The following is a 25,588-nucleotide window of genomic DNA, read 5'->3' as shown; positions in this document are numbered from 1 at the left end:
ACGTGGCGGAGGTCAGGGCTCGTCGATTCCGTCTGCGAACACCCTGTGCGACCGTCCGCCCAAAAGCGGGTGAGGACTGGTCCTGTCCGGTATTCGCCCCTGCGGACCCGCGTCCCGACGCGCGCCGGGGCGCCCGTGCACCGGCCCCTGCTTCGCCGGCCGCCCAGTTTCTCCCCACGCGCCATCCCGGGATCGCCTCTGATGGGTCATCATCGGATGGTGCGGGGAAAGCCGGGCACGTCGTGCCCGCAGGAATCGCGAGGAGGCACGGAGTGCGCAGTCGGGTGCGCGCGGCCGACGGGCGGCAACTGGTGGTCGAGCGTCTGGGGGATCCTCGCGGCAGACCGGTCTTCCTGCTGCACGGGATGCCCGGCAGCAGACTCGGTCCGGCGCCGCGCGGGATGGTGCTCTACCAGCGCAAGACACAGCTGATCACCTACGACCGGCCGGGATACGGCGACTCCGACCGGCTGCCGGGCAGATGCGTCGCCGACGCGGTCCAGGACGTACGGGCCATCGCGGACCACATCGGGCTCGACCGGTTCGCCGTGGTGGGCCGGTCGGGTGGCGCTTCGCACGCTCTGGCCTGCGCCGCGCTGATGCCCGAGCGGGTCACCCGTACCGCCGCCCTGGTCGGACTGGCTCCCCGGGACGCCGACGGCCTGGACTGGTTCGAGGGGATGGCCCCCTCCAACGTGCTGGCGTACACCACGGCCAGGTCGGACCCGGACGGGCTGGCGGAGTCGTTCATCTCCCGGTCCGCGGTGATCAGGAAGAATCCGGTCCGGCTGATCGACGATCTGCGCCGGGAGCTGACCGACTCCGACCGGATGGTGGTCAACGACGCCGGTGTCCGCACCATGCTGCTCCGCAACTACCGTGAAGGGCTGCGGACTTCGGCGTACGGCTGGATCGACGACGCGCTCGCGTTCAGCCGCCCGTGGGGGTTCGACCCGGCCGCCATCACCGGGCCGGTGCTGCTGTGGCACGGTGAGAAGGACGTGTTCTCACCGGTCGGGCACACCCGCTGGCTGGCGAGCCGCATCCCCGGCGCCACCGTCGTGGTGGAACCGGCGGCCGCGCACTTCGACGCGCTGCACGCCCTCCCCCGCATCCTCACCTGGCTGCTGGACACCTCCGGGGACTGAGCGGCGGGAGCGTCCGGCGCCGGCCGGACGCTCCCGTGACTCACACCGCCTGCGGTTCCAGCTCCCGCTGGAACCGTCGCTCGTCCCGGGCGATCCGGGTGAGCGGATGCTCCTCGCCCAGCTGCCGGGACAGCTCCTCGACCGTCTCCATCCTGACCTGGAGCGCCTCGTCCTTGCGCCCCATCGCGTCGAGGGTGACCGCCATGTTCGACTTCATGGCCAGCGTCTCGGGATGGTGTGCGCCCAGCACCTCCCGGAACTGGGTGGTCAGACTCCGTTCGGTCTTCAGCACGAGGTCGAGATCACCCCGCTCCGCCGTGGCGTTGGCCAGGTTCATCACGCTGAACAGCGTGTTGGGGTGCGTCCGCCCGTACACCTCGCGCATGGAGGCGACCACCCGGGTCAGCACCTGCTCCGCCTCCTGTGCCGCGCCGGTCCCCCAGAGGTAGACCCCCAGGTTGTTCAACGCCGCCAGCGTGTACGGGTGCTTCTCCCCCGGCACCTTCATGTACTGGTCCACGACCTCCTGGGCGGCGTCCCGGGCCTCCTCCGCCTCGCCGGCCGCGAACAGGTCGGCCGCCAGGTTGAGGTCACAGGCCAGCGACTCCGGGTTGGCGGAGGTGTACTTGGCCCGGTACCGGGCCCGGGTCGCCACCGTGAGCCGGCGGGCGTCCTCCAGCCTGCCCGCCCGGCGCAGCGAGACCGCCAGGCTCTTGGCCGCGCTGAGCGTTCCCGGGAAGGACCGGCCGAGCGTGGCCTTGTAGCTGTCGTACGTACGGCTGAGGATGCCGACCGAGTCCTCGTACCGGCCGACGTCCCGCAGGTCGCGGGCCAGGTTCATGGCCGAGGAGAGGCTGTAGGGGTGCTCCTCGCCGAGCACCTCGCGGCGCCGGTCGAACACGTCCTGGTCGATCTCGCGGGCCTTGGCGTACTGGCCGATGGACCGCAGGGTGAACGCCAGGTTGTTGGCCGCGGCCAGGGCCCTGGGGTGGGAGTCGTGGAAGATCTGGTTGAACCCGTCGGTGGCCTCGGTCGCCAGCTCGATCGCCCTGGTGTACTCGCCGAGCGTGCCGAGGTCCGTGGCCAGACTGCTGGTGCTCATGTACGTGTGCGGATGCTCCGGGCCCAGCACCTCCCGCTGGGTGGCCAGGGTGATCTCGTCGAGGTCCTTCGCCTCCACGTAGCGGCCGCGCGAGCGGTAGATGTTGGACAGGTGGAAGCAGAGGTAGAGGTACTGGATGTCCCGCTCCCCCAGCGTCTCGCGCCAGATCTCGCGCAGTTCCTCGCAGAGCGTGGTGGCCGTCCTGAAGTCACCGCGCTTCCACAGGTAGCGCACCCGGTCGATCAGGAGCCTGCGGGCCTCGGGCTCCTTGCAGTTGCGGGCGTCGGACGGGCCGAGGTGCGGCCATATCGTCGCGAACTGCGGCCAGTTGGCGGGGTTGTCGATCGGCTCGTCGTCGTCGGGCCGGGCACCCGCCAGGATGCGGTGGACGGCGTGCCGGGCGTCCCGCTGCTCCTCCTCGGTGAGCTGGGCCCTGATGACGGCCTGGACGAGCCGGTGCACCTGGATGGAGTTGGAGACCTGGTCGACCTTGGCGAGGGCGAACCGGCCGATCTCCCGGATGACCCGGCCCAGCACCAGCTTCTCCTGGAGCGAGGCGTCGTACGGCTTCAGCGCCTCGATCATCTCCTTGCTGTACAGCAGGTTCCCCGAGATCGGCTCGGGGGCGAAGAAGGCGCAGAGCTGGAGCAGCCGCACCGCGGCGGGCGAGCGCTCCTTGAGGCGCTGGATGGAGATGTTCCAGGTCGCGGCGACCGGCTCGGGATATCCGGCCGGCTGGTTGAGCGCCAGGACCTCCGGGGCCTGCTGGGCCAGCTGTTCCAGGTAGGTGTCGATCGGGGTGGCGGTCTCCGCGATCCACGCCGCCGCCTGTTCGACGGCGAGCGGCAGGTCGCCCACCGCGGTTGCCACCTGGGCGGCGTCCTCGTCGCTCAGCCCCGGGGCCCGGCGCTGGAGGTGCTCGATGGACTCCTCGCGCAGGAACACGTCGACGGGCAGCGCGTCGCCGTGCTGGGACCAGGCCTGGTTGCGGGAGGTGACCAGGATGTGGCCGGAGCCGCCCTGCGGGAAGTAGCGCCGGAGCCGTTCCGGGTCGTCGGCGTTGTCGAAGACCAGCAGCCAGCGGTCCGAGGGCACCCCGCGGCGCAGCAGGTCGACGGCCTCCTGGGAGGCCGCCGCCATGTCGTCGCCGCCCTGGGCGCCGAGCCGGACGGCGAGTTCGGCGAGCCCGGCGACCACGTCGTCGGTCTGCTCGGAGGATATCCACCAGACCAGGTCGTAGTCGGCCATGAACCGGTGCACGTACTCCAGGGCGACCTGCGTCTTGCCGACGCCGCCGAGTCCGTACAGAGTCTGCGGCTGCGGCAGGACGACGGCCATGCCGCCGCCGAGCTGGTCGCGCATCCGCTCCAGGACCAGGGAGCGTCCGGTGAAGCCGGGGTTGCGCGGCGGCGCGTTCCAGATCCGGGGGACGGTGCCGGGGAAGCGCGGACCGGGCGAGACGGCGTCGGTGAGCTGGACGGGCCGGTCCAGGGCGCGTAGCAGGGCGGCGGTGGCGTGCACCTCGTCTAGCCGGAAGAGGTCGACGGGGTTGCGGTCGATGTAGGGCGCGGACAGCCGTACGTCACCGACCCTGAGCGGCAGCAGATGGCGCCGCCCGCCGCCCGGGTCCTCGGCGACGGCCCGGTCCCAGAGGCCCACCGCGCGCTGCGACTTGAGGTACGCGCTGGAGAGCAGCACCACGGTCCGGACCGCGTTCTCCGAGGTGACGGTCGCCGCGTCCTGGGGCCCCCGCTCGGCGGACACGTCGCGGGGCACGACGCGGAAGCCGGCCCGGGTGAGCACGGACTCGATCCAGTCGGCCCACATCCGGTTCTCCGCCACATAGCTGAGGAAGAGATCGGCGGGCAGCGCGGGCCGGCGCCGGGTGAACGCGTCGCGGATGCGCAGCCGCACCTCTTCGCCGACCGGCGGCATCGAGGTGATCTGCTGGTCCGTGATGACGGAGGTGAGCCGTTCGAAGGCGGAGAGGAGGGAGTTGGTGAGCCCCGCCTCGTCCCCGAAGGTGGCCAGCGTCTCCTCATAGGCGTAGTAGGGGCGGTACGGGATCTCCACCGCGCCCCAGTACGCGGTGCGCTCGTCACCCGACAGGTCGCGCGGCAGCCGGTCGAACTTCAGCCGGGCCAGCGCCCGCCCCGCGTCGGCCTTCTCCTTCTCGCCCTCGTCGATGCGCATCGGGACGGGGAAGATGGAGATGGGGCGGCCGGTGTACCGCTCGGAGATCTGCCGGGCGACCGAGGCGGCGCCGTCGATGGACTGGTCGCTGAGGGTGAAGCAGTCGACGAGCACGTCGGGCAGGTGGACGGTGCAGATGTCGGCGATGTCGCTGAGGCCGGTGCGGCTGTCGATGAGGACGTAGTCGTAGTTGGCCTTCATGTCGTCGCGCAGGGCGTCGAAGAAGTGACCGCCGCCGAGCCGGTCGTAGAAGTTGTCCCAGTCGAAGGTGGAGACGGTCGCGGAGTATTCGCGGTTCTGCCGCCCCGCGGAGACGAAGTCGAGGGTGCCGCCCTGCGGGAACTCCCAGCCGAGCGCCTCGGGGGTGAGCGAGACCGCGTGCGGCTGGATCCGCGCGTAGTCGCGGTGCCAGTCGTCGGCCCGCTGAACCGGGCTGGTCGCGGCCCAGGCGTATTCGGTGATCAGGTCGATGACGCCGGTCGTGGCGCCGAGCGTCGAGGGGTCGAGGAACGGGTGGAAGAACCGGTGGAGTCCGGGGGCCTCCAGGTCCCAGTCGACGGCCAGTACCCGTTTGCCGTTGGCGGCGAGAATCCAGGCGGTGTTGGCCAGGGCCATGGTGCGCCCGGTACCGCCCTTGTACGAGTAGAAGGTGACGATGCGCCCGTCACGACTGGCCGTCATCCGTGTCCTCCCCATCCGTCGCAGCGTCATGTGTCTCGGGGATGTACTGGGTCTGCGCCATCGGTCCCATCAGGCGAGTCCGTTCGGTGGGTCCTCCGCCGCCGGTGGCGGGCAGGTAGACGGCCGCGTGTCTCAGGTACTGCTGGGCGGCCGCCTCGACCACCTGCGGCAGGATCTGGCCGAAGGCCTCCATGCTCGGTACGCCCTTGGCGGCGGCGCGGCAGTAGGCCCGGCCCTGGCGCATCTTGGTCGGCATGGTCCGCTCCAGCTTGGCGGTCAGTTCGGCCTCCGCGGCTCTGCTCTCGTGGTCGTCGCGGTTCCACGGCACGACCATCGTCACCCAGGGGCGGTTCTCCGCGTCGAAGGCGGCGAGCCGCCGGCACCGGTCCTCGTCCTGGAGCGCCCAGCGGTCGACGAGGAGGATCTCCGGTGTGGTCGGGGGCTGTTTGCCGACCGGAAGGCCGGCTTCCTCGTCGAAGGAGGCGATGGTGGCCTGGTAGTTGAGGGAGCGCACCAGGTCCTCGGCGACATAGGCCAGGGGCCGTGCGGCGTCCGGGTGGTAGGGGTTCCAGTCCTGCGGGTTGTCGCCGTAGTAGTCGGCGTTGCGCCCCTCGGGCAGGTCGTGGCGGGTGGCGGCGGCGATGGTCACCTGCATGGGGCGGGGGCCGCCCGCTCCGCTGCTCGCCGAGCCGAAGGCGCTGGGGGCGAGCCGGTAGTCGACGGGCCGGCCGGTGCCGATCCGTACGGTGTCGGCGACGCTGACGATGCGTTTGGCGAGTTCGTACACCGCGCGCTCGTACTCCTCGTTGAAGAGTTTGAGCTTGATCAGCCCGTACAGTCCGTCGCTGACGTAACGGTCCCCGAAATCACGGTGGTTGAACTGTAATCGTTCGGCCGGCCCGGGAAGCTGGCTGGGCGGCACGGGCACCCAGAGCGCCGGGACGATCGCCTCGGCGGGCTGGTTGGAGCGGGCCCGGTGGTGGATGGCCCGCTGGGCGAACGCGTACCACTCCTTGCCGCACATCTCACTGGCGAAGTAACGCGGCGAGAACAGCGGTACGAACACCCGGCAGGTGGCGAGCACCTCGCCGAGCCGTTCCGACCAGCCCTCGCCGGAACGTATCTCGCGGTCGATGAAGCCCGCCGGCGCGCCCGCGGGCAGATCGGTCATGGCCATCACATGGCCACAGAGATCCTGGAAGAGCCGCTCGACCCACATGTCGGGGTCCGTGCCACCGCCGTACCCCGGTGTGTGGGCGTAACTCAAGAAGAAGTACGGCCGATGGTCCGCCGCTCGCTGCTGCGTCGTCGCGTGCACACGACCCCCGTCCTGTGTGAGCACCCGCACCCGAGGAGTGAAGAGAATGCGAGCGAATTCATCATTCCGGAGCGGACCTTGCTCCACCCCCATGACGTTCGGTCAATCAACGCCATTTTTCGGTCATCTGCTCCCGGGCCCCGTCGATCACATTCCCGCGAGCAAGCGGTCTGCGGCCGTTCCTCCCGGTTGTCCCGAGTCCGCGTCCACCCTCCCCATCGAACCGGAATCCAAGATTCAAAATTCTTTTCGCATCAGAGCCAGCAGCCGTTTCCCGCCGACGGTGAGTTCGGCGGCCCCTTCCAGGGTGTCGAGCGCCTGCGGCACACCGTCCCGGTACCGGGGGTCGAATGCCGCGAGCGCGAGCCGTTCATAGGCAGCGGCCAGCAGCCGGGAAAAGGGAACCAATTCTTCCTTCCAGGGCATTCGATGCTCCCAGGAGCCGTCCGCCGCGTAAAGATCCGCGACGTCCACAAGTGCCCGGAATCTCGCCCGCCGCACTCCGCGCAGCAGCGTGAGCGCCAGCGTGCCGGCGTTCTCGTCCGCCCCGATGCCGAGTGCGCCGTACCCGTGCCGCCCCACCGAGGGCTCGCCCGGCGCCACGCCGTCGAGCGGGGTGAAGGTGAGCGGGCCGTCGGTGGACCGCACGCCGTAGGCGGGAGCCCGTTCCTCGATCAGCGCCCAGGCCTCGGTGAGCGCGTCGCCCAGACGGGTGGCGCCCGCCCCGTCGAGCGTGGCCGCGGCGGGGGCGCCGAAGCAGTCCCGGTACGGGTCGAGGTCGTCGATCACGAAGCCGTGGTCCGGGGACGGGCTGCCCGGCAGGGGGAACCGGCGCACCGGCAGCCAGCCCGGCCCGGCCGCGGCGGACCGCCGGATCCGCCGCTCGGACGGTCCGGCGGCGGACCCGGCCAGGAATCCGTCCCCGGCGGCGCGCACCAGCACGGTTCCGCGCTCCCCCGGCCCGGCGACCGTCAGCCGGCCCAGGGTGGGCAGGACGAGCGCGCCGTCCCGGTAGGGCGCCGGCACCCGCAGATCGAGGCCGGCCCGCACGGTGGCGGCGGCGAGCAGGGTCTGCAGCCCGTCCGCGGCCCCGGAAGCCGCTTCCGCCCGGTCCTCGTGCAGGGCGTTCAGCGCGTCGAGCAGCCAGGTACGCGTGTACGGGTGGGCCAGGACGCCGTCCAGCCCCCGGACCCCGTCCTGCGAACCCTCCAGCACGGCCGCCAGCTCCCACGCCCGCGCCCACCGCTCGCCGCCCCTGCCGTCCAGGTCCGCGTGCAGCCGGGCCAGCAGGGTGCGGGTGAGGTCCTCCTGGGCCGCGAGCAGCTCCGCCGGACCGGCCACCTCGGGCGCCACGGTGTCCGCGGGTGTGCGGGCCTCGATGCCGCGTACCAGGGCGGCCAGGTCATGGCAGTACACGGACGGGTTGTCGAACCCCTCGCCCGTGCCCCCCGAGCGGTAGCGGTGGGTGTACAGACCTCCCCCGCACGAACGTACGACGGGGCAGCGGCGGCATGTCTCGCTGACGCCTTCCAGGCCGAGCTGCCTGGCCCGCACCCCGGGGTGCGCCGCGACCTCGTCGAAGGCGTGCGCGAAGACGTCGAACCCGGTGGCGGCCGCGCCCTCGTAGGCGCTCTTCAGCGAATCGACCTGCTCCAGCCGGCCGTCGGTCTCGACGACGACGAGGTCGGTCGGCGCGAGGCCCAGGGACTCGGTGAGGCTGGGGCCGCCGCCCAGCGTGGAGGCGACCGACGAGAAGATCCGCACCGGCACCGGGCGCCCCCGCTCCTGCCAGCGGTCGAAGACCGCGAGGAGCCAGTCGGCGTAGGCGGTGGGCGATCCGTCCGGTCGCGGCGGCGGGTCGTCCCAGGTGGCGTGGGGAAGCAGGAAGTCGATGAGTGGCGGTTCGAGCTCCGTGAGCGCGTCGAGGACCGCGACCGGGTCGTTCTCGATGTCGATGGTGCACAGGAGGCCGAGGTTGAGGTGGCGGTAGCGCTCCTGCCGGAGCAGTTCGACGGCCTTGAGCACCAGGGGGTGGCTGCTGCGCCCGTCCGCGAAGCGGCGGTGCCGGTCGTTGGCCGCGCGGTCGCCGTCCAGGGAGATGCCCACCTTGACGTCGTACTCGCTGAAGAGGTCGAGATAGCGCGGGCTGAGCTGCAGGCCGTTGGTGTGGATCCGGAGATCGAGGGCGGCGATGCCGTCGAAGGCGGTGGTCAGCTCTTCGCAGATGCGCCGCAGCCGGGCGGGGCCCGCCAGCAGAGGCTCCCCTCCGTGCAGGATTACTGACACGGAGGGCAGTGCGTGTGTCTTGGCATGCTCAGCCAGGCGCTGAGCAGTCCGGAAAATGACTTCGTCAGAGATTGTTTTCGGACGGGTTCGCCAGCTCTGATCGGCATGTTCGTAGACATAGCAATGGTCACAGGCAAGATCGCACCTGCTGTGAACCTTGAGGACTACTTCACGGAAAGGGACCAGGGGTCCTGTCATTCCACCAGTCTAGCCAGCCCGGAAGGGTGATCCGGCAGACCGTCCGTCCTGGTGGAGCGATCCGTAATCGGGGATCAGAGGGAGGAGTTGAAGGTGGATGCCTGGCTGGGGCGACCGGCGGAAGCGACGTGCACCCGACCGAGCTTCCTGGCTGCTTCGCCACCACCCGCGTCGATCGCGGCGAGTGGCACACGGCTCTTCTTCGCAACGGCGAAGGAGAGGGAGGATTCAGTGGTCTTCACGGCCGTCCTTGAGGGGATTCGTTCCGATGGAATGGTTCCGGACAGGAAACCAGCGGTGGTACCTGCACCATTGCAGTGTCCGGCGGCACGACTTTACTCTCATGGCCTCGGTTGGCAACTGAGGACGCCCACTTGGAACGAGAGCGTCACACGGGACCGGCCCCGATCGAGCGGAACGAAAGATTCCGCCATCAGGGTGACGACATAACCGCAGACGGGAGTGAACATGACGGCGATTCCCGGACCACTGCAGAGCATGGTCTTCAGGAACGCTGATCTGCCGGAGCTCTTTCACCACACGGACGCCATTGCGGTCGCCCGCCAGCGGGAGGCGGTGAATACCACCCGCTGGCAGCTGATCCTGCTGGTCGCGGGCACCGTGCCGGCCGCGCTCCCCTGGCACGCGGAGGTCGCGGGCACGCTCCAACTCACCGATTGCGCGGCCGCGTTGGCCTACCTCGGCGTCCTGGTCACCACCTACCTCACCTCCCGGCGGAAAGCAAAGTCGCATTGGCAACTCAATCGCTCGGCGGCAGAGTTCATCAAATCGATGTGCTGGCGTTACTCGGTGCATGGCTCACCTTTCGATACCGGTACACAGCACCCCGAAGCGGTGTTCGCCAACCGGCTCGAAGAGGGCCTGCAGGAGCTGCGCAAGGTGGGCTGGTCCGACCCCCGGGACCGGACGGCCGATTCCGGCGGGCTCATCACCGATTCCATGCGCGCATTACGGGACAAGGCATTCACCGTGCGCAAGGAGACTTATGTGCGCGACCGGCTGATCGAACAGCGCAGCTGGTACCGCAGGCGTCAGGAGGTGTCCCGGCGGGCCACCCTGGTCTGGGCGACCACCATCGCCGCGCTGACGGCGCTCGCCCTGCTCCTCGCCCTGCTCAGGGCCTTCTCGGTGGGCCAGTCCTTCGCGCTGACCGGGGTGCTCTCGGCCGCGGCCGCCGCGTGTCTCGCCTGGAGCGAGATGCGCCGCCACCACCCGCTGATCTCGGCCCACTCCCTCGTGGAGAAGGATCTGGAGTCGATGCAGATAGCGATGGAGACCACGCTGAACGAGCGCCAGTGGCCGCGGGCGGTCTTCGAGACCGAGCGCATCGTCTCCCCCCAGCACACCGACTGGCTCGCCCGGCACCAGATGTGACGGCCCCGGGGCCCGGCCGGTGACGGCGCCTCAGGCGCGTTCCACCCCGTCGCGCCAGATCACCGTCACCGGGCGGCCGAGCCCGCGGGCGTACGTCACGATGTCCCCCGTGCCGCCGAGGCCCCGGGCGGGACGGCCGTCCCATACGGCGATCAGCCGGTCGCAGTGGTCGGCGATGTAGGCGCCGGCCGCGTAGTACGCCTCGTCGGTGGAGTGCGGGTAGTCCAGCCTGACCTCCCGCACGGCGCGGGCCTTGAGGGCGCGGTAGCGGGCCAGTTCCGCCTCGTCGGCGAAGCATGCCTCGTAGTCGCCGCTGGGGATGACCACGGTCAGCTGGGCGCCGTGGGCGAGCGCGAGGTCGGCGAAGAGCTGGTCCGCCCCGACGGCCAGGCTGGACAGCGCCTCCACGGAGCCGCCGAACCCGCGGAACGCCGCTCGCATCGACGCCAGCACATGGTCGCGGACCTCCCGCGGGATGCTGCGATGACCGGTCACTCCGATGCGTTTCACGGACCTGGAACCCCCTGGGGTGTCTGCCGGGGGTTCCCGGAGGGCGTCCCTCCGGGAGGCACAGCATCCGCCCCCGATGCTCCTGCGTGACCGTCCTGTGTCACATCCTCTCAAAAGCCGCGGGGTCAGCGGGAGCCCCCGCCCACAATTCGGGCGGGGGCTCGGCCTGTTCGACGTGCGCTTTCGAGGGACTGGCCGGTTCCGGGGCACAGAACCGGCCACCCGGCGGGTCAGTAGACGCTGACGCCGTACGCGCTGAGCGCTTCGGTGACCGGCTGGAAGAACGTCGTACCGCCCGAGCTGCAGTTGCCGCTGCCGCCCGAGGTGAGTCCGATCGCCCGGGACCCGGAGTAGAGCGGGCCGCCGGAGTCGCCCGGCTCCGCGCACACGTTCGTCTTGATCATGCCGTAGACGATGTCGCCGCCGCCGTAGTTGACCGTGGCGTTGAGGGCGGAGACGGTGCCGCTGTGGATGCCGGTGGTGGAGCCCCGGCGGGTGACGGACATCCCGACCGTGGCGTTGGCCGCACTGGTGATGTCGACGCTGCCGACGGTGCCGGCGTGCGCGACGGAGGCGTTGTCGTACCGGACCAGACCGTAGTCGTTGGTCGGGAAGCTGGACCCTACCGTCGGGCCGATGCTCGTGCTGTTCGACGAGTTGGTGTACCAGGGCGGGTTGCCGTCGGTGCAGTGACCGGCGGTCAGGAAGTAGTAGGTGCTGCCGCTGCGGACGTTGAACCCGAGGGAGCAGCGCCAGCCGGGGGCGTAGATGGCGTCCCCGCCGGAGAGCAGCTTGCTGAACTTCCCGGAGGTGTGCTCGATGCGCAGGGCGCCCGCGTCGGCGCCCGCGGCGTCCTTGATCTGCTGGATCTCCGCTGCGGAGACCGTGCTGTCGACCGTGACCACGAGCTTCTTCGTCACGGGGTCGACGTTCCAGGCCGTACCGGCCACGTCGGCGCCGAGGACGGCGTCGCTCGCGGCGGAGAGCCGGCTCGCGCTGTACGTTCCGGTGGAGCTCGCCTGGGCGCTGGGGACGGTGAGTGCGGCGACCGCCACGAGACCTGCGGCGATGCCGATGGCCTTGCCGCGTCTCGTGCTGCCGCTGAGGGGGGTGGTGCGCTTGTTCCTCACTTGTTTCCTCCCGAGGGGAGTCGGGGGTCCGCCTGTGGGGTGGCCTGACCCGTGAGGCGCAGTCATGAGCACGGCCGTCGTCCGCATTCCGGATATGCCGTGCCCCTGACAAGCGCTGCTCGGGAGTATTCAAGGCGTCAACTTCATGCGCAAGGGCGCCTTTTGGCCTGAGGTCGTGGCGGATCGCCCCGCCCACGCATGCGTCAGGCCCCGGCGGACGACGGCCGGCCGGGGCCTGGACGCGGGCGGAGGAGCCGCTTCTTCAGCCGTCGGTCCGGCGGCGCTCCCCGGCTTCGACGGAAACGGGGAGGGTGTTGCCGGGCGGCGGGAAGGGGCAGATGAAGTGGTCCGCGAAGGCGCAGGGCGGCAGCAGCGCACGGTTGAGGTCGACCGTCACCGAGCCGTCGCCGGCCGGGGCGGCGGGCCGCAGGAACCGGAAGCGGTAACTGGTGTCCCCGCTGGTGGCGTCGGCGAAGACCGCCCAGAGCGAGCCGTCGGGCTCCACCGCGACCTGGAGGGTGCGCCCGACGCCGTCCAGCTCGAAGGCGACCTCCCCGGCGAGCCCCAGCCCCCGCTCGACACCGTCGGCGTTCTCGACCCGGACGGTGCGTGAGGTGGCGTACGGACGGAAGCGTCCCGGCACGGCCCAGCGCGGGTCGTACGGTGTGGCCTCGATGGCGCGGAAGGCGCGCCGTGCCGCGGAGTCCGGATCGAAGTCGCGGACGGCCCAGAGGCCTTCGCGGCTCAGCACGACGAGACGGCGCTCACCGTGCGCCACCCGGGAACCTTCGATCGGACCGCGGTCGGCGCCCAGCCGGACCTGGCCGGTGAAGGGCTTCCCGTCGACCCTCAGCCCGTCTTCGGCGGCGGCGGTGAGCACCACGCCGTCGCCGTCCTCCCGCCAGTGGCCCGGGACGGCCGGAATTCGACCTTCCGGGTGGTCGGAGAGCCAGTGGGTACCGGTGAGGGAGAGCGGCCCGTACGGTGCGGCGACCGTGGCGGTCCGCTCCTGGTGCCAGTGGTCCCAGTCCCGCGCTGCCTGCTGCTGTGCGTCCGTGCTCATGGGGGCAACCTTTCCATACCGGCCCGGCGGCCCCGCGATCCGACCGCCGCCCGCAACGGGCGTACGCGGTGCGGGGCGGGCCCGGGCTCGTGGGGGCCGGAGGGCGGGGCGTCCGTCCGGGACCGGAAAGGTCCGTCCGGGCGGCCGCCGCCGTGCTCCTTCGGTTCCAGCCGGCCACGGCGCCGTCGGACGCCGTCGGACAGAGGGACGCGAGCGCGGAGCCCCCGGACGATGCGGGGTTCACGGGCGGACAGGGCACGCGGGTCGCCGCCGGACGGGGTGGGGCCGACGCGGTGGGTGCCCGGCCGCCGTACGGCGCGGGGCGCGGGCAGTGGTGCGGACACCCCGGTCGATGTGACGCGCAGTCAGCAGCTGCAGTCGCATCCGCAGCAGTCGCACCCGTCGCAGCAGTCTCCACAGTTGCTGCAGCAGTCGCAGGCGTCGCAGCAGTCGCCGCAGTCGCACTGACTGCACAGCCCCTCGCGACGCTGGCGGCTCCAGGGGTCGTCGAAGGTGCCGCAGCACATCTGGCAGGTGCAGGCGAGACCCGCCCACACGAGGCATCCCATGACGAGCCCGCGCCGGTCGCGCGGGGGCTCCGGCGGCTGCGGCGGACCGAAGGGTCCCGACGGGCCCGTGGGGGCGTAAGGATTGCCCGGCGGAGGCCCGAACGCCGCCGTGTGCCCCACTCCTGACGGATGGCCGGCCGCTCCCGGCCGCCCGGTGAGCAGGCCGCCCGCCTGATGGGAGCAGACGTCCGTGGCGAACGCCCGGTCCACCGACCGCCGCAGTTCGTGCGCCAGCAGCACATGGGCGAGCTTGTCGTCGGCGAACTCCGCGTCGCGCAGCGCCAGCCGTACGCCGCGCAGCGCGTCGTCGCACAGCCGCCGGGCCTCGGCGCGCGAGGTGCCGGTGGCCGTGAGCGGGTTCCAGGCACCCGACGCGGCGTCAGCTTCCTGGTCCTCCACGGCGTCCAGCAGATGCGCGAGGCGCCCGAAGAGGCGCCCGGCCTCCGCGAGCGGCTCGGCGTTCTGCGGCTTGCCCGCGAGTACGGCGGTGTGCGCGAAGGCCGCGGCGGTGGCGGTCTCGGTGGGTTCGGTGACCGTCAGCAGCGGCGTTCCGGGCCCCGCGAGCAGCTCGATCCCGGTCTGCCGGTCGACGGCGTCGACGAGCAGCGAGGTGTCGAAGCCGAGCTGTGCGCCGGTGCGCGCCCCGGCCCTGTCCCAGCCCGCGGCCACTCTGCGTGCGGCAGCGGCCACCGGGCGGCGCGCCAACAGGCCGTCCCGGTCGGCCACGTGGTCCCGCACCTTGGCGGAGGCCAGCACCAGCGAGACGGCGGCCGCGAGCCGGGCGCCCTCACCGCGCGCGACCGGGGCGGTGCGCATGGCGCGCAGCGGGCAAGGGCCGGCCGTGCGCCGCTGTCCGGGGGTGCGTTCGGCCTGAGCCTCCGTCAGGACCGAGACGATCAGACCGTCATAGTTCGTGACGATCCGGGCGAATTGCCCGTGGTCGGAGCGAAGTGCCAGACAGAGCCCGCAGAGATGGGCCATCCACTCGGCCTTGAGCCCCTCCGACAAGCGATGAGTGCAGGGCCTGACGATTCCGAACACGGCCATCCCCCGGGAGTCGTTCAGCTGTGCGCCGCGTCGGGCGCGTGCGCGACGTGCATCGTATCGAGTGACCCGTTCACCCGTACGTCCCCCATGTCACCCATACGGACCGGAGCAGCATATTTTCTTACCTTCAGGGCCCTTATGCAGGAGGAACCTTGACGAATCGCCACATCTTCTGCACCAGTACCGTCACGAAAGCCCTGCGCGCCGCCTATCCCCTTGGCGCACGATCCGCATGATGGACGACCATAGGGATACGAAAGAGATGCGGAACACCAAGGAACCGCGGTGAGAGGAGGCGTCCATGGGATCGGTGCGCAAGGCGAGTGCCTGGCTTGGCCTCGTAGAGGACAACGACGAGCGGTACTACGACGACGACGAGTACGCCGAAGGTGCACGGACCGGGACCGGACAGGCCTGGGTCACCGATCCGCGGGTGCGGGTGGCCTCGGAGACGGCCGAGGAGACGGGCCGCCGGATCGCCACGGTGACCCCGGACAGCTTCCGGGACGCCCGGAGCATCGGAGAGCTCTTCCGGGACGGCGTCCCGGTGATCATGAACCTCACGTCCATGGACTCCGCCGACGCCAAGCGCGTGGTGGACTTCGCCGCCGGACTGATCTTCGGCCTGCGCGGTTCGATCGACCGCGTGGCCACCCGGGTCTTCCTGCTGACCCCCGCCGACACCCAGGTCCTCAACGGCGAAGCCGCCGGCCGGCCGGCGGACGGCTTCTTCAACCAGAGCTGAGCGGGGCGCTCACCGGATCGGTCCCGGCCGTCCGGCCCTACCGGAACGCGTCGAGACCGGTGAGCGCCTTGCCCAGCACCAGCTGGTGCATCTCCACGGTTCCTTCGTAGGTGAGCACCGACTCCAGATTCGTCGCGTGGCGCATCACCGGGTACTCCAGCGAGATCCCGTTGGCGCCGAGGATCGTGCGCGAGGTGCGGCAGATCTCGATGGCCTCCCGCACGTTGTTCAGCTTTCCGAAACTGACCTGCTCCGGACGGAGCCTGCCCGCGTCCATCCGACGGCCGAGGTGGTGGGCGAGCAGGATGCCCTTGTGCAGCTCGACGGCCATGTCGGCGAGCTTGGCCTGGGTGAGCTGGAAGCCGCCGATCGGCTTCCCGAACTGCTCACGCGTCCTCGCGTAGTCGACGGCCGCCTCGAAGCTGGACCGGGCGGCGCCCATGGCTCCCCAGACGATGCCGTAGCGGGCGTGGCTGAGACAGCTGAGCGGGCCGCGCAGGCCGGTGACGCCCGGCAGCACGGCGTCGCCCGGCAGCCGTACCTCGTCGAGGATCAGCTCGCTGGTGACCGACGCGCGCAGGGACCACTTGTGCCTGATCTCCGGGGCGCAGAAGCCGGGGGCGTCGGTGGGCACCACGAATCCGCGGACACCGCCGCCCGTGCCGCCCTCGTCGGTCTGCGCCCAGACCACGGCGACCCCGGCGACCGAACCGTTGGTGATCCACATCTTGCGGCCGCTGAGGACCCAGTCCTCCCCGTCGCGCTTGGCGTAGGTCCGCATGCCCGCGGGGTCGGAGCCGTGGTCCGGTTCGGTGAGCCCGAAGCAGCCGATGATCTCCCCTGCCGCCATGCCGGGCAGCCACTGCCGCTTCTGCTCCTCGGACCCGAAGCGGTGGATGGCGTACATGGCGAGGGAGCCCTGTACGGAGACGAGCGAGCGGATCCCGGAGTCGGCGGCCTCCAGTTCCAGGCAGGCCAGCCCGTACTGGACCGCGGTGGCGCCGGCGCAGCCGTACCCCTGGAGGGACATGCCCAGGGCCCCGAGCGATCCGAGTTCGCGGGCCAGCTCGCGGATGCCGGGCAGTTCGCCGTTCTCGTACCACTCGGCGATGTGCGGCAGGACCCGGTCGGCGGCCCAGACCCGGACGGTGTCGCGGATCGCGAGGTCCTCGGGACCCAGGAGGTCGTCGATGCCGATCGGGTCACGGGGGTCGAAGGGCGGGAGTTTGGAGGACGGGGCAGTGGACATGAGGGGGCGCCTCCGGCGGCTCGCACGGTAACGATGTCGGTGGGGACGCCGAAAACTAGCAGTGTTAGTTACGGCGTCGTGCCGACGTTACGACTCAGTGTGCCGCGCGTCCAGAGCCCGTCGCCTCGGCAGGCCTGCGCCGCGCGGGCAGCCGCAGCAGCACGTCGGGCCGTTCCTGGGCCGGCAGCTCCCGCGGGCCCGGCAGCCCGTCGGGGGCGGGGGGCTGCTGGGCGTCACGGGCGGCGGGCGCCTCATGGCCATCCCCGGGACCGCGCGGTTCACCGAGCTCCGGAAGGCACTCCATCACGCGGGGCAGCTTGAGTGCGGCGAGCGCCCCGAGCAGCAGCAGCCCCGCGCTGACCAGCAGGGTGAGGTGCAGCCCGCTGACGAAGGCGTCCCGGGCGGTGGAGCGCAGGACGGCGCCGAGCGGGCCGCCCAGCTGCGAGGCGACCTGGTAGGCCTCGCCGAGCGAGCGCGCGGCGGCCGCCCCAGCGGAGGCCGGGACCCCCTCCTCGGGGAGCCGGTCCAGGCCGGGGGCGTACGCGGCGTTCATCACGCTGCCGAGCAGGGCGATGCCCATGCCGGCGCCCAGCTGGTAGGAGGTCTCCCCTATCGCGGCGGCCCCGCCGGCCCGGTCGGCGGGCACTTCGCTGAGCATGGACTCGTACGCTCCGAAGAGGGTGGACTGCAGGCCGAAGCCCAGCACCACGAACGCCACGGTCAGCAGGCCGGGCCGGTCGTGCTGCCCCATCGCGGTCAGCATCAGCACCGCCGCGGCCGTCAGCACGAAGCCCCAGCCGACCATCCGGCGCGGCCCGACCCGGCGCAGGGTGTACGAGCCGGTGGCGCCCGCGGCCATGGCGGCGAAGGTGAGGGGCAGCAGCCGCAGACCCGTCTCCAGCGGGCTGAGGTCCAGGACGAGCTGGAGGTACTGGACGGCGATCAGCTCCAGGCCGACCAGGGCCAGCATGGCGAGGACGATGCAGCCCACCGCGGTGCTGAAGGCGGGCCTGGCGAACATCCCGATGTCGATCAGCGGATGCGCGCGGCGCTTCTGGCGGCGGACGAACGCGGCCAGCAGCGCGACCCCGGCCAGCAGCGGCACGAGCGTGCCCGGCTGGAACAGCCCCTCGCCGGTCCCGGCGCGCTTCACCCCGAGGACGACGCCGAGGACGCCGGCGGCGGCCATCAGCGCGCCGAACACGTCCCAGGGCCCGTCGCTGCTGCCGCGCGACTCCGGGAGCAGCAGCCGGCCGACCGGCAGGACCAGGGCCATGAGCGGGACGTTGATCAGGAAGACCGAGCCCCACCAGAAGTGCTCGACGAGGAAGCCGCCGATGACCGGGCCCGTGGCGGCGCCGACGGCGGCGACGGCGGTCCACACCCCGATGGCCACGGCCCGCTCGCGGCGGTCGGGAAAGACCTGCCGGAGGATCGACAGCGTCGCCGGCATGATCATCGCGCCGCCGACGCCGAGCAGGGCCCGCGCCGCTATGAGCACGCCCGCGCTGTCCGCCAGGGCCGCGACGGCGGAGGCCACCCCGAAGAGCGCGTAGCCCAGCAGCAGTATGCGCCGGCGTCCGACGCGGTCGCCGAGTGTGCCGAAGAGGATCAGCAGGGACGCGCAGACCAGCGGATAGACGTCCACGATCCACAGCAGCCCCACGGCGCTGGGCCGCAGGTCCTCGGTGACGGCGGGGACGGCCACGTGCAGCACGGTCGCGTCGAGTGCCACGAGCAGCAGACTGAGGCAGAGGACGACCAGGACGACCCATCGATTGGCTCCGTCGGCGGCTGCGCACAAGCGGATGCGGGCTGCGGTCGTCCCGGACATGCGTCTACCTCCCAAAAGGTCCCTCACGCTCGGCAGGCCCCCCGGGGATGCAGCGTCCGCTGTCCCTCCGGGCCCGGCATCGACGGGCGAGTGATCCGTCAGCGTACGCGAGTTCGGCGGCGCCCCACGTGGCCCATCTCATACCGGCCGGCGCCGTCGAGTGTGGCGTACGCCACCCCGGCTGCCCACCCCGGCCCCTCCGGGCTGTCCCCGCGACCTGCGACAACCGGCCGTCCGCGGCACGGCCCACCGGGTGCCGGAGGTCACACGGACCCCACGGAGCACGCCGCCCGAAGGCGCCCCGTAACCGGACCGACACCGTCCGTTCGGCCCCCCGGACCCGCGGAACACATCGGCTCCGTCATCCGGTGCGCTTTTTTTCCATAGCCGAATGCGTTTATGAAACATCTGTCGGAGAAGGGTGAGGAATGAAGCCCCGGACTATCCGGAAACTCAGAAAATCGGGCTGGACTGAGACATAGTCCACATCACATCGTCATCACAAAGCGGCCGGATCGACCGGGTCACCCACTCACTCGCTGTAACGTCGATTGGGTGCGTACCGACATCTTTGCCCGTCTGGACCGGGAGCCGGAGCCGCCGAAGATAGAGACACCGCGGATGAGCCCCCACCGCATCGCTCTCTTCGGCGGGACGTTGGCGTTCTATCTGGCCATCGTCATTGCCGTGCTCATGTCGTCCTGGCTGGTGACCCTGGACTGGAAGGTCATGCTCTTCCGGCCGTACCAGCAGTGGCCCGGCATCCACGCCTTCCTGGACTACTACGTGGTCCTCGGCCAGCGCGGGCCGACGGCGGTCATGGTCGCCTGCTGGCTGGGCTGGCGCTCGTGGCGGCAGCACACGCTGCGGCCCCTGCTGACGCTGGGCGCCTCGCTCCTGCTGCTCAACGTCACGGTCGGTGCGGTCAAGATCGGCCTCGGCCGGCTCGGCCCGCACTACGCGACCCAGATCGGATCGGCGGAGCTCTTCGCCGGCGGCGATATATTTCCCTCCGGCCACACCGCCAACGCGGTCGTGACCTGGGGAATCCTCGCCTACCTCGCCGCCACCCCCCGAGCCAGGCGCTATCTGTCGGCCATGTCCGCGATCGTCTCCCTCGGGGTCGGCCTCACCACGGTCTACCTCGGTACGCACTGGCTCAGCGACGTGGTCCTCGGCTGGGCGGCGGGGCTCCTGATCCTCCTGGGCCTGCCCTGGGTCGAGCCACTGATCACCCGGGCCGAGAACTGGATCTTCGCGGCTCGCGAACGGCTGGGCGCCCGCGGCCGCACCGCCGCACCGTCGCCCGTCCCGGCAGGCGCCTTCCGGCCCGCTCCGGCCGGCCCGCCCGCCGTGGGCGAGGCGGCCAAGCGCCCGGCCCGCGAGGCGGCACCGGCGGGCGGGTACCAGGCGGCCGTGGGCACGGCTCCCGGCAGTCGCCCCCGGGCCCACACCGCGCCGTCCCCGCACCCGGGCCACCCCGGGCGTTCCGAGCGGACCCCGGTCACCCCGGCCGGCAGCCGCCGCCCGCCGCACGCGGACCGCGCACCACGCGGCGGCACCGCCCCGGCCCGGCCGGTGGCAGGCGGCTGACCCGAGGAACGGCGGGAACGGTGCGCACGCCCACCCCGCACATGACGGAAGGCCCCGACTCCACGGTCGGGGCCTTCCGTCATGCGGCCGCGCCCGCGAGGACGAGCCGCTCGGCCGTGCGGCGAACGGCGGCCAGGACCCTCAGCCCTTCCAGCAGCGCCTGACGACGCCTGCCTCGACCTCGAAGTTGATCCGGCCGCTCTGGAACTCCATGGTGATGACGGTGCCCGGCGGGAGGGCTCTGACCGTGGTCCAGCCGCGCTCGCGAGCCCGCCGTTCGGCGGCCTCCGCGGCGAGGCCGACATAGGCGCCGGGGGCGTCGTCGGGCTGGACGGGAGGAGTCGGTACGGGTGCCATACCCCTCACCGTAGGCGGCCTCGGACCAGGGCGGAAGCGGGGGCGCCACCTGCTCGCACCGCATCCTCACGTACCTCGCCGGTCACACTTGTGTCACAGGATCACCACACACGTTCTCGTCCGCGTCATTCGTTCGGACGTACGGTTCAGCAGCGGACGCACAGTAATCGCACAGCGGAGAATGCGCTCACCGAAGCGGTCCGGAATGACCCCGAAAACAAATGCGGCAACCACGGCCGGGCGACGTCGTTTTCCCTCCGGGACGACCACCCGTAAATAAACACACCACCAGGTATTCACCCTTCCTTATCGCACCCTTATGCGGAGGTGAAGATATCCACACCATCCCGCCACCACGCCGCCAGCGGGCCCTCCCGCCCGTATAGCGGACACCCGGGACATCCGCATTCCGGCCCCGCGCGGCCGGGGCGGGCGACCGGGCGCGCACCCCGGCCCCGCCGCGCTCCCGGCCGTGCCGCGCTCCCGGCGGGGGCCGCCCGCATCGCCACCGCGCCGCCCCCTCCAGCGGTCCGCCGGGTGGCCGACCTGCACAGGGCACGTTTCCCCATGTCAGCATTTGTGCGGCTATCACCGATCAGATGTCCTGCACGGTTCGATTCCGTTCCCCTTCTCGCGTGACCCCGGCAGCGGCTCACCCGTTGTCTTCTTCATGAGCCGGGAACCACCCGGCGCACGTACCGAGTCCGAGGAGCCACCCGTGCCGCGCATGCTCGACGTCAGCGAGGACGTACGCGCCGAGATCGGCGATGCCGAAGCCGACCGGCTGCTCGTCGGCGACAACGCCCCCGGCAGTTATGACTGCACCTCCTGCCGCACCCCCGGCGACTGCGAGCAGGAGCGCACCAGCACGGTGCTGTTCGTCGGCGAGGAGACCGCCGTCCTCGCCTTCGCCCACGCGACCTGCATCCCCTCGCAGGTGGTCCAGGTCGCCGAGGAGCAGTTGCAGGGGGCCGTACGCAGCATCACCAGCAGCGAACAGGACCTTCCGGGCCGGCTGTCGCCCGAGCAGGCGGTGCTCGGCGTCACCAGCGGCCTCGTCCTGATCGACGACGAACTGCACCCCGCGCTGGTCGTCGAGCCGACCGGGGCGATCGCCCGCCCGGGCACCGACGGCAGTGCCGGCGACGAGTTCCTCCAGCTGCTGCTGGAGCAGAACTTCCAGCCGGTCCACCGGATGGACCAGGTCCCCGGGGTGCTGCACGGCTGGTCGATCCTGCTCGCCATGGGGCAGCTGCACGCGGTGCTCCAGCCCGGCACCGACGGCGGCGCCCCCGTGGCCTGGTGGCAGGCGCACTCGCCTCTTCAGGTCACCGAGGGCTGGCGGACCGCCGCCAACAAGTCGCAGACCGTGCTGGTCTATGCCGCCCCGGCCGGTTCGATCGGCCAGCAGCCCCGCGAGGACCTGCTGCGCGACGCCCTGGAGAAGGCCGCGGCGGGCGGCCTCCTGGTCGCGGCCGCGATGCCGCTGGCCGGAACCTGATCATGGCTGTGCACCCCGCACACCCGCGGCGAACAGCTATTTCTCCCGCGGGCCCGCATCCGACGGGCGGCGGGGTCGTTGGCACATACGTGCACTCATACGACCCCTCCCGCCAGCGTCCGAGCCCGATCCCTGCCATGCGTCCCGCGCAGGACCCATCGGGCCGCCCGTCCGACACCCCGATCTACGACGCGCTGTACTCCGAGTACCGCAGGTCGTTCAGGGCGCTGCCGGGTGACCGGAGTGGCGAGGAGGGTCTGGGGCTGCCGGCCTTCGGTGCCGGGCTCTTCGGCTCCCGCACCTCTCTGAGCATCCACTCGGCGCACTCCGGACTCGGCGGAGCGGGAAGCTCGGCCGGCGGTACGGGCGGGCACGGCAGCGGCCCGAGCAGCCACGCCGGGAGCCTCAGCTCCTGGCAGCGGGTCGGGCGGCACGCGGGACGGGTCCAGCCCGCGGCGCTGCCGCCGGGCACACGGGGAGCCTGACCCCACGACGGCACCGCGTGACGAAGCCCCGGACCGCTCGCTGGACGAGTGATACGGGGCTTCGTCACGCGGTCCGCGGCTCCGGCCGCGCGTCCGGTGCGCTCGGGGTGGTGCGTGGACGGGCCTTCAGGGCCCTCAGGGGCGGCCTGCGGGCACCGCAACCCCTCCAGGTTCCCCTGGGGGGCGGCGGCACGCCGTCCTGGCGCCTCACGGGCAGGACGGCGTCGCGGGGGCCGTCTACTTGTTGCGGCCGCGCTTCTCGCGGACCCGCACCGAGATGTGGATCGGCGTGCCCTCGAAGCCGAACTCCTCACGCAGCCGGCGCTCGACGAAGCGGCGGTAACCGTGCTCCAGGAAGCCGGAGGCGAAGAGCACGAAGCGGGGCGGCCTGGTGCCCGCCTGGGTGCCGAAGAGGATGCGAGGCTGCTTGCCCCCGCGGACGGGGTGCGGGTGGGAGGCGACGATCTCGCCGAGGAACGCGTTCAGCCGGCCCGTCGGGACGCGGGTCTCCCAGCCGTCCAGCGCGGTCTCGATCGCCGGAACCAGCTTTTCCATGTGGCGGCCGGTGAGGGCCGAGACGTTGACGCGCGGGGCCCACGCGACCTGCGCGAGCTCCGTCTCGATCTCACGCTCCAGGTAGTAGCGGCGCTCCTCGTCGAGGGTGTCCCACTTGTTGAAGGCGAGCACGATCGCGCGCCCGGCCTCGACGGCCATGGTGACGATGCGCTGGTCCTGGACACTGATCGACTCGCTGGAGTCGATCAGGATCACGGCGACCTCGGCCTTCTCCACGGCGGCCGCGGTACGCAGCGAGGCGTAGTAGTCCGCGCCCTCCTGGAGGTGGACCCGGCGGCGGATACCGGCCGTGTCGATGAACTTCCAGGTGATGCCACCGAGGTTGATCAGCTCGTCGACCGGGTCACGGGTGGTGCCGGCCAGTTCGTTGACGACCACGCGGTCCTCGTTGGCCACCTTGTTCAGCAGCGAGGACTTGCCGACGTTCGGACGGCCGATCAGCGCGATGCGGCGCGGGCCGCCGACCGCGGCGCCGAACGACTGGGCCGGAGCCTCGGGAAGCGCCTCCAGCACGGCGTCCAGCATGTCGCCGGTGCCGCGGCCGTGCAGCGAGGAGACCGGGTGCGGCTGGCCGAGGCCGAGCGACCAGAGCGCGGTGGCGTCCGCCTCGCCGCTCTGTCCGTCGACCTTGTTGGCGCAGAGCACGACCGGCTTGCCGGACCGGCGCAGCAGCTTGACGACGGCCTCGTCGGTGTCGGTGGCGCCGACGGTGGAGTCGACCACGAAGACGACCGCGTCGGCCATCTCGATCGCGTACTCGGCCTGGGCCGCGACGGAGGCGTCCAGCCCGAGCACGTCCTGCTCCCAGCCGCCGGTGTCGACGACCTTGAAGCGGCGGCCGGCCCACTCGGCCTCGTAGCTGACGCGGTCACGCGTGACGCCGGGCTTGTCCTGGACCACGGCCTCACGGCGGCCGATGATCCGGTTCACCAGCGTCGACTTGCCGACGTTGGGTCGGCCGACGACGGCGAGAGCGGGGAGGGGGCCGTGACCGGCCTCACCGATGGCGCCCTCGACGTCCTCGGGGTCGAACCCCTCCTGCGCGGCGAGCTCCATGAACTCCGCGTACTCGGCATCGCCAAGTGCTCCGTGCTCGTGGTCCGAGCCGCCGGAGTGAATCTGGTCGTTCATGAAGTCCGTTCCTCTTTGCATCATCATCGATGGACCACGCAGCGCGCGGTCCACTACTCATCGTCTTACTCGGTGCGCCCGGTGAGGCGCCTGGCCTGCTCCAGGTGGCCGGTCAGCCGCTCCTGGATCCGCGACGTCGCCTCGTCCAGCGCCTTACGCGTCCGCCGGCCGCTGCCGTCGCCCGCGTCGAACGCTTCGCCGAAGACGACGTCGACCCGGCTGCGCAGCGGCGGCAGTACCGATATCAACCGTCCGCTGCGCTCGGTGCTTCCCAGGACGGCCACGGGCACGATCGGCGCCCCGCTGCGTACCGCGAAGTACGCGAGTCCGGCGCGCAGCGAGGCGAAGTCTCCTTCGCCCCTGGTGCCCTCGGGGAAGATGCCGAGCACCCCGCCGTCGCCCAGCACGCCGAGGGCGTGGGTGATGGCGGTGCGGTCGACGGTCGTGCGGTCCACCTTCAGCTGACCGATTCCGCGCAGGAACGGGTCCAGGGGGCCGACGAACGCCTCTTTCTTGATCAGGAAGTGGACGGGCCGGGGCGCGGTGCCCATCAGCATCGGCCCGTCGATGTTGTGCGAGTGGTTCACCGCGAGTATGACGGGTCCGGAGGCCGGGACCCGCCACGCGCCGAGGACGCGGGGCTTGAAGAGCCCGTACATCAGCCCGATGCCGATGCCGCGTCCGACCGCCGCTCCGCGCAGCGTGGGCGCGCCCGTGGCAGGTGTCACTTCGCGGCCTGCTTCTCCCCGACGAGGGTGACGACGCACTCGATGACCTGCTGGAGGGTCAGCTCGGTGGTGTCCACCTCGACCGCGTCGTCCGCCTTGGCGAGCGGCGAGGTCTTGCGGCCGGAGTCGGCGGCGTCCCGCTTGATCAGCGCCTCTTTGGTGGCGGCCAGGTCGGAGCCCTTGACCTCGCCGCTGCGGCGGGCCGCGCGGGCCTCGGGCGACGCGGTCAGGAAGATCTTTATGTCGGCGCCGGGCAGCACGGTGGTGCCGATGTCGCGGCCCTCGACCACGATGCCCTGCTCCGCTCCGGCCGCGATGGTGCGCTGCAGCTCGGTGATCCGGGCGCGCACCTCGGGGACGGCGCTGACGGCGCTGACCTTGGAGGTGACCTCCTGCGTACGGATCGGGCCGGAGGCGTCCTCGCCGTCGACGGTGATCGTCGGGCCGGTGGGGTCGGTGCCGGAGACGATGACCGGCTTGGCGGCCGCGGTCGCCACCGCCATCGCGTCGTGCACGTCGACGCCGTTGTTCAGCATCCACCAGGTGATCGCCCGGTACTGGGCACCGGTGTCCAGGTAGCTCAGGCCGAGCTGGGCGGCGACGGCCTTGGACGTGCTGGACTTGCCGGTGCCGGAGGGGCCGTCGATGGCGACGATCACTGCGGCCGGGGCGGTCCGGGCGGCGGCGCTTGCGGTTTCCACGGTGGTGGACACCTTCCTGGTACACGGGGCGGGCGGGACGGGACGCGT

20 protein-coding genes are annotated in these 25,588 nt (G+C 71.5%); 6 read left to right on the top strand and 14 right to left on the bottom strand.

Annotated elements, in window-relative coordinates:
• Nucleotides 1-272: 272 nt before the first annotated feature.
• Nucleotides 273-1,148, top strand: a complete 876-nt coding sequence (locus tag ABZ454_RS28645) for an alpha/beta hydrolase (protein ID WP_356322585.1) — start codon at nucleotides 273-275, stop codon at nucleotides 1,146-1,148.
• Nucleotides 1,149-1,188: 40 nt separating this feature from the next.
• Here the strand turns inward: ABZ454_RS28645 and fxsT are convergent, their stop codons facing one another.
• From fxsT to fxsA, 4 genes are all read right to left on the bottom strand, one after another.
• A complete protein-coding gene (fxsT, locus tag ABZ454_RS28640; protein WP_359542183.1) occupies nucleotides 1,189-5,124 on the bottom strand; it encodes an FxSxx-COOH system tetratricopeptide repeat protein in 3,936 nt (1,311 codons plus the stop codon).
• Entirely contained in the window at nucleotides 5,108-6,466 is a 1,359-nt protein-coding gene (gene fsxC, locus ABZ454_RS28635; protein WP_359542281.1) for an FxsC protein, read from the bottom strand. Before fsxC ends, fxsT begins: the two co-directional genes overlap by 17 nt.
• Before the next feature lie 213 nt (nucleotides 6,467-6,679).
• Nucleotides 6,680-8,926 carry a radical SAM/SPASM protein FxsB, inactivated metallohydrolase extension form gene (gene fxsB, locus ABZ454_RS28630; protein ID WP_359542180.1) on the bottom strand — a complete coding sequence of 749 codons (2,247 nt, stop codon included), beginning with the start codon at nucleotides 8,924-8,926 and terminating at the stop codon, nucleotides 6,680-6,682.
• Nucleotides 8,927-9,000: 74 nt separating this feature from the next.
• Nucleotides 9,001-9,168 (bottom strand): FxSxx-COOH cyclophane-containing RiPP peptide, encoded by a 168-nt coding sequence (gene fxsA / locus ABZ454_RS28625; protein WP_356322588.1) that lies wholly within the window; start codon nucleotides 9,166-9,168, stop codon nucleotides 9,001-9,003.
• A 226-nt stretch (nucleotides 9,169-9,394) separates the two neighbouring features.
• Here fxsA and ABZ454_RS28620 point away from each other — a divergent pair, with 226 nt between their 5' ends.
• A complete protein-coding gene (locus ABZ454_RS28620; protein ID WP_359542177.1) occupies nucleotides 9,395-10,321 on the top strand; it encodes a DUF4231 domain-containing protein in 927 nt (308 codons plus the stop codon).
• A gap of 30 nt (nucleotides 10,322-10,351) precedes the next feature.
• Here ABZ454_RS28620 and ABZ454_RS28615 read toward each other — a convergent pair whose 3' ends face one another.
• From ABZ454_RS28615 to ABZ454_RS28600, 4 genes are all read right to left on the bottom strand, one after another.
• On the bottom strand, nucleotides 10,352-10,831 hold the full coding sequence (locus ABZ454_RS28615; RefSeq protein ID WP_356322590.1) for a hypothetical protein: 480 nt from the start codon (nucleotides 10,829-10,831) through the stop codon (nucleotides 10,352-10,354).
• 230 nt (nucleotides 10,832-11,061) lie between these two features.
• Nucleotides 11,062-11,961 carry a S1 family peptidase gene (locus ABZ454_RS28610; protein ID WP_356322591.1) on the bottom strand — a complete coding sequence of 300 codons (900 nt, stop codon included), beginning with the start codon at nucleotides 11,959-11,961 and terminating at the stop codon, nucleotides 11,062-11,064.
• Nucleotides 11,962-12,223: 262 nt separating this feature from the next.
• Nucleotides 12,224-13,024, bottom strand: a complete 801-nt coding sequence (locus ABZ454_RS28605; RefSeq protein ID WP_359542173.1) for a DUF1684 domain-containing protein — start codon at nucleotides 13,022-13,024, stop codon at nucleotides 12,224-12,226.
• Nucleotides 13,025-13,389: 365 nt separating this feature from the next.
• Nucleotides 13,390-14,634: a DUF5685 family protein gene (locus ABZ454_RS28600; protein ID WP_356322616.1), complete on the bottom strand. Its 1,245-nt coding sequence runs from the start codon at nucleotides 14,632-14,634 to the stop codon at nucleotides 13,390-13,392.
• Nucleotides 14,635-14,941: 307 nt separating this feature from the next.
• Between ABZ454_RS28600 and sepF the strand changes: the two genes are divergently transcribed.
• Complete coding sequence (gene sepF, locus ABZ454_RS28595; RefSeq protein ID WP_356322593.1) at nucleotides 14,942-15,385, top strand: cell division protein SepF; 444 nt, start codon at nucleotides 14,942-14,944, stop codon at nucleotides 15,383-15,385.
• 37 nt (nucleotides 15,386-15,422) lie between these two features.
• Here sepF and ABZ454_RS28590 read toward each other — a convergent pair whose 3' ends face one another.
• Nucleotides 15,423-16,634, bottom strand: a complete 1,212-nt coding sequence (locus ABZ454_RS28590) for an acyl-CoA dehydrogenase family protein (RefSeq protein WP_359542170.1) — start codon at nucleotides 16,632-16,634, stop codon at nucleotides 15,423-15,425.
• Nucleotides 16,635-16,728: 94 nt separating this feature from the next.
• Nucleotides 16,729-18,468, bottom strand: coding sequence for an MFS transporter (locus tag ABZ454_RS28585; protein WP_359542167.1), 1,740 nt, complete (start codon nucleotides 18,466-18,468; stop codon nucleotides 16,729-16,731).
• 555 nt (nucleotides 18,469-19,023) lie between these two features.
• Between ABZ454_RS28585 and ABZ454_RS28580 the strand changes: the two genes are divergently transcribed.
• Nucleotides 19,024-20,061, top strand: a complete 1,038-nt coding sequence (locus ABZ454_RS28580) for a phosphatase PAP2 family protein (protein ID WP_356322596.1) — start codon at nucleotides 19,024-19,026, stop codon at nucleotides 20,059-20,061.
• A 141-nt stretch (nucleotides 20,062-20,202) separates the two neighbouring features.
• Here ABZ454_RS28580 and ABZ454_RS28575 read toward each other — a convergent pair whose 3' ends face one another.
• Nucleotides 20,203-20,418: an I78 family peptidase inhibitor gene (locus ABZ454_RS28575; protein ID WP_356322597.1), complete on the bottom strand. Its 216-nt coding sequence runs from the start codon at nucleotides 20,416-20,418 to the stop codon at nucleotides 20,203-20,205.
• A gap of 718 nt (nucleotides 20,419-21,136) precedes the next feature.
• Between ABZ454_RS28575 and ABZ454_RS28570 the strand changes: the two genes are divergently transcribed.
• On the top strand, nucleotides 21,137-21,919 hold the full coding sequence (locus ABZ454_RS28570; protein ID WP_356322598.1) for a hypothetical protein: 783 nt from the start codon (nucleotides 21,137-21,139) through the stop codon (nucleotides 21,917-21,919).
• Nucleotides 21,920-22,056: 137 nt separating this feature from the next.
• A complete protein-coding gene (locus ABZ454_RS28565) occupies nucleotides 22,057-22,404 on the top strand; it encodes a hypothetical protein (RefSeq protein ID WP_356322599.1) in 348 nt (115 codons plus the stop codon).
• 237 nt (nucleotides 22,405-22,641) lie between these two features.
• Here the strand turns inward: ABZ454_RS28565 and der are convergent, their stop codons facing one another.
• The 3 genes from der to cmk all read right to left on the bottom strand — a co-directional run bounded on the left by der (nucleotide 22,642) and on the right by cmk (nucleotide 25,552).
• On the bottom strand, nucleotides 22,642-24,111 hold the full coding sequence (der, locus tag ABZ454_RS28560; RefSeq protein WP_356322600.1) for a ribosome biogenesis GTPase Der: 1,470 nt from the start codon (nucleotides 24,109-24,111) through the stop codon (nucleotides 22,642-22,644).
• A gap of 65 nt (nucleotides 24,112-24,176) precedes the next feature.
• Nucleotides 24,177-24,839 carry a lysophospholipid acyltransferase family protein gene (locus ABZ454_RS28555; protein WP_356322601.1) on the bottom strand — a complete coding sequence of 221 codons (663 nt, stop codon included), beginning with the start codon at nucleotides 24,837-24,839 and terminating at the stop codon, nucleotides 24,177-24,179.
• Nucleotides 24,836-25,552: a (d)CMP kinase gene (gene cmk, locus ABZ454_RS28550; protein ID WP_356322602.1), complete on the bottom strand. Its 717-nt coding sequence runs from the start codon at nucleotides 25,550-25,552 to the stop codon at nucleotides 24,836-24,838. The genes ABZ454_RS28555 and cmk overlap by 4 nt, the downstream gene beginning before the upstream one ends.
• Between the last annotated feature and the right edge of the window lie 36 nt (nucleotides 25,553-25,588).

The organism is Streptomyces sp. NPDC005803 (genome assembly GCF_040630435.1).
GTDB lineage: Bacteria > Actinomycetota > Actinomycetes > Streptomycetales > Streptomycetaceae > Streptomyces.
This window is presented reverse-complemented; position numbering and strand designations above follow the sequence as displayed.

What these genes read in the sequence shown, in the direction of transcription:
- fxsT (WP_359542183.1), bottom strand. Translation starts at nt 5,124, where the DNA reads ATGACGGCCAGTCGTGACGGGCGCATCGTCACCTTCTACTCGTACAAG.
- fxsB (WP_359542180.1), bottom strand. Translation starts at nt 8,926, where the DNA reads ATGACAGGACCCCTGGTCCCTTTCCGTGAAGTAGTCCTCAAGGTTCAC.
- ABZ454_RS28620 (WP_359542177.1), top strand. Translation starts at nt 9,395, where the DNA reads ATGACGGCGATTCCCGGACCACTGCAGAGCATGGTCTTCAGGAACGCT.
- ABZ454_RS28605 (WP_359542173.1), bottom strand. Translation starts at nt 13,024, where the DNA reads ATGAGCACGGACGCACAGCAGCAGGCAGCGCGGGACTGGGACCACTGG.
- sepF (WP_356322593.1), top strand. Translation starts at nt 14,942, where the DNA reads ATGGGATCGGTGCGCAAGGCGAGTGCCTGGCTTGGCCTCGTAGAGGAC.
- ABZ454_RS28590 (WP_359542170.1), bottom strand. Translation starts at nt 16,634, where the DNA reads ATGTCCACTGCCCCGTCCTCCAAACTCCCGCCCTTCGACCCCCGTGAC.
- ABZ454_RS28585 (WP_359542167.1), bottom strand. Translation starts at nt 18,468, where the DNA reads ATGTCCGGGACGACCGCAGCCCGCATCCGCTTGTGCGCAGCCGCCGAC.
- ABZ454_RS28575 (WP_356322597.1), bottom strand. Translation starts at nt 20,418, where the DNA reads ATGGCACCCGTACCGACTCCTCCCGTCCAGCCCGACGACGCCCCCGGC.
- ABZ454_RS28565 (WP_356322599.1), top strand. Translation starts at nt 22,057, where the DNA reads ATGCGTCCCGCGCAGGACCCATCGGGCCGCCCGTCCGACACCCCGATC.
- der (WP_356322600.1), bottom strand. Translation starts at nt 24,111, where the DNA reads ATGAACGACCAGATTCACTCCGGCGGCTCGGACCACGAGCACGGAGCA.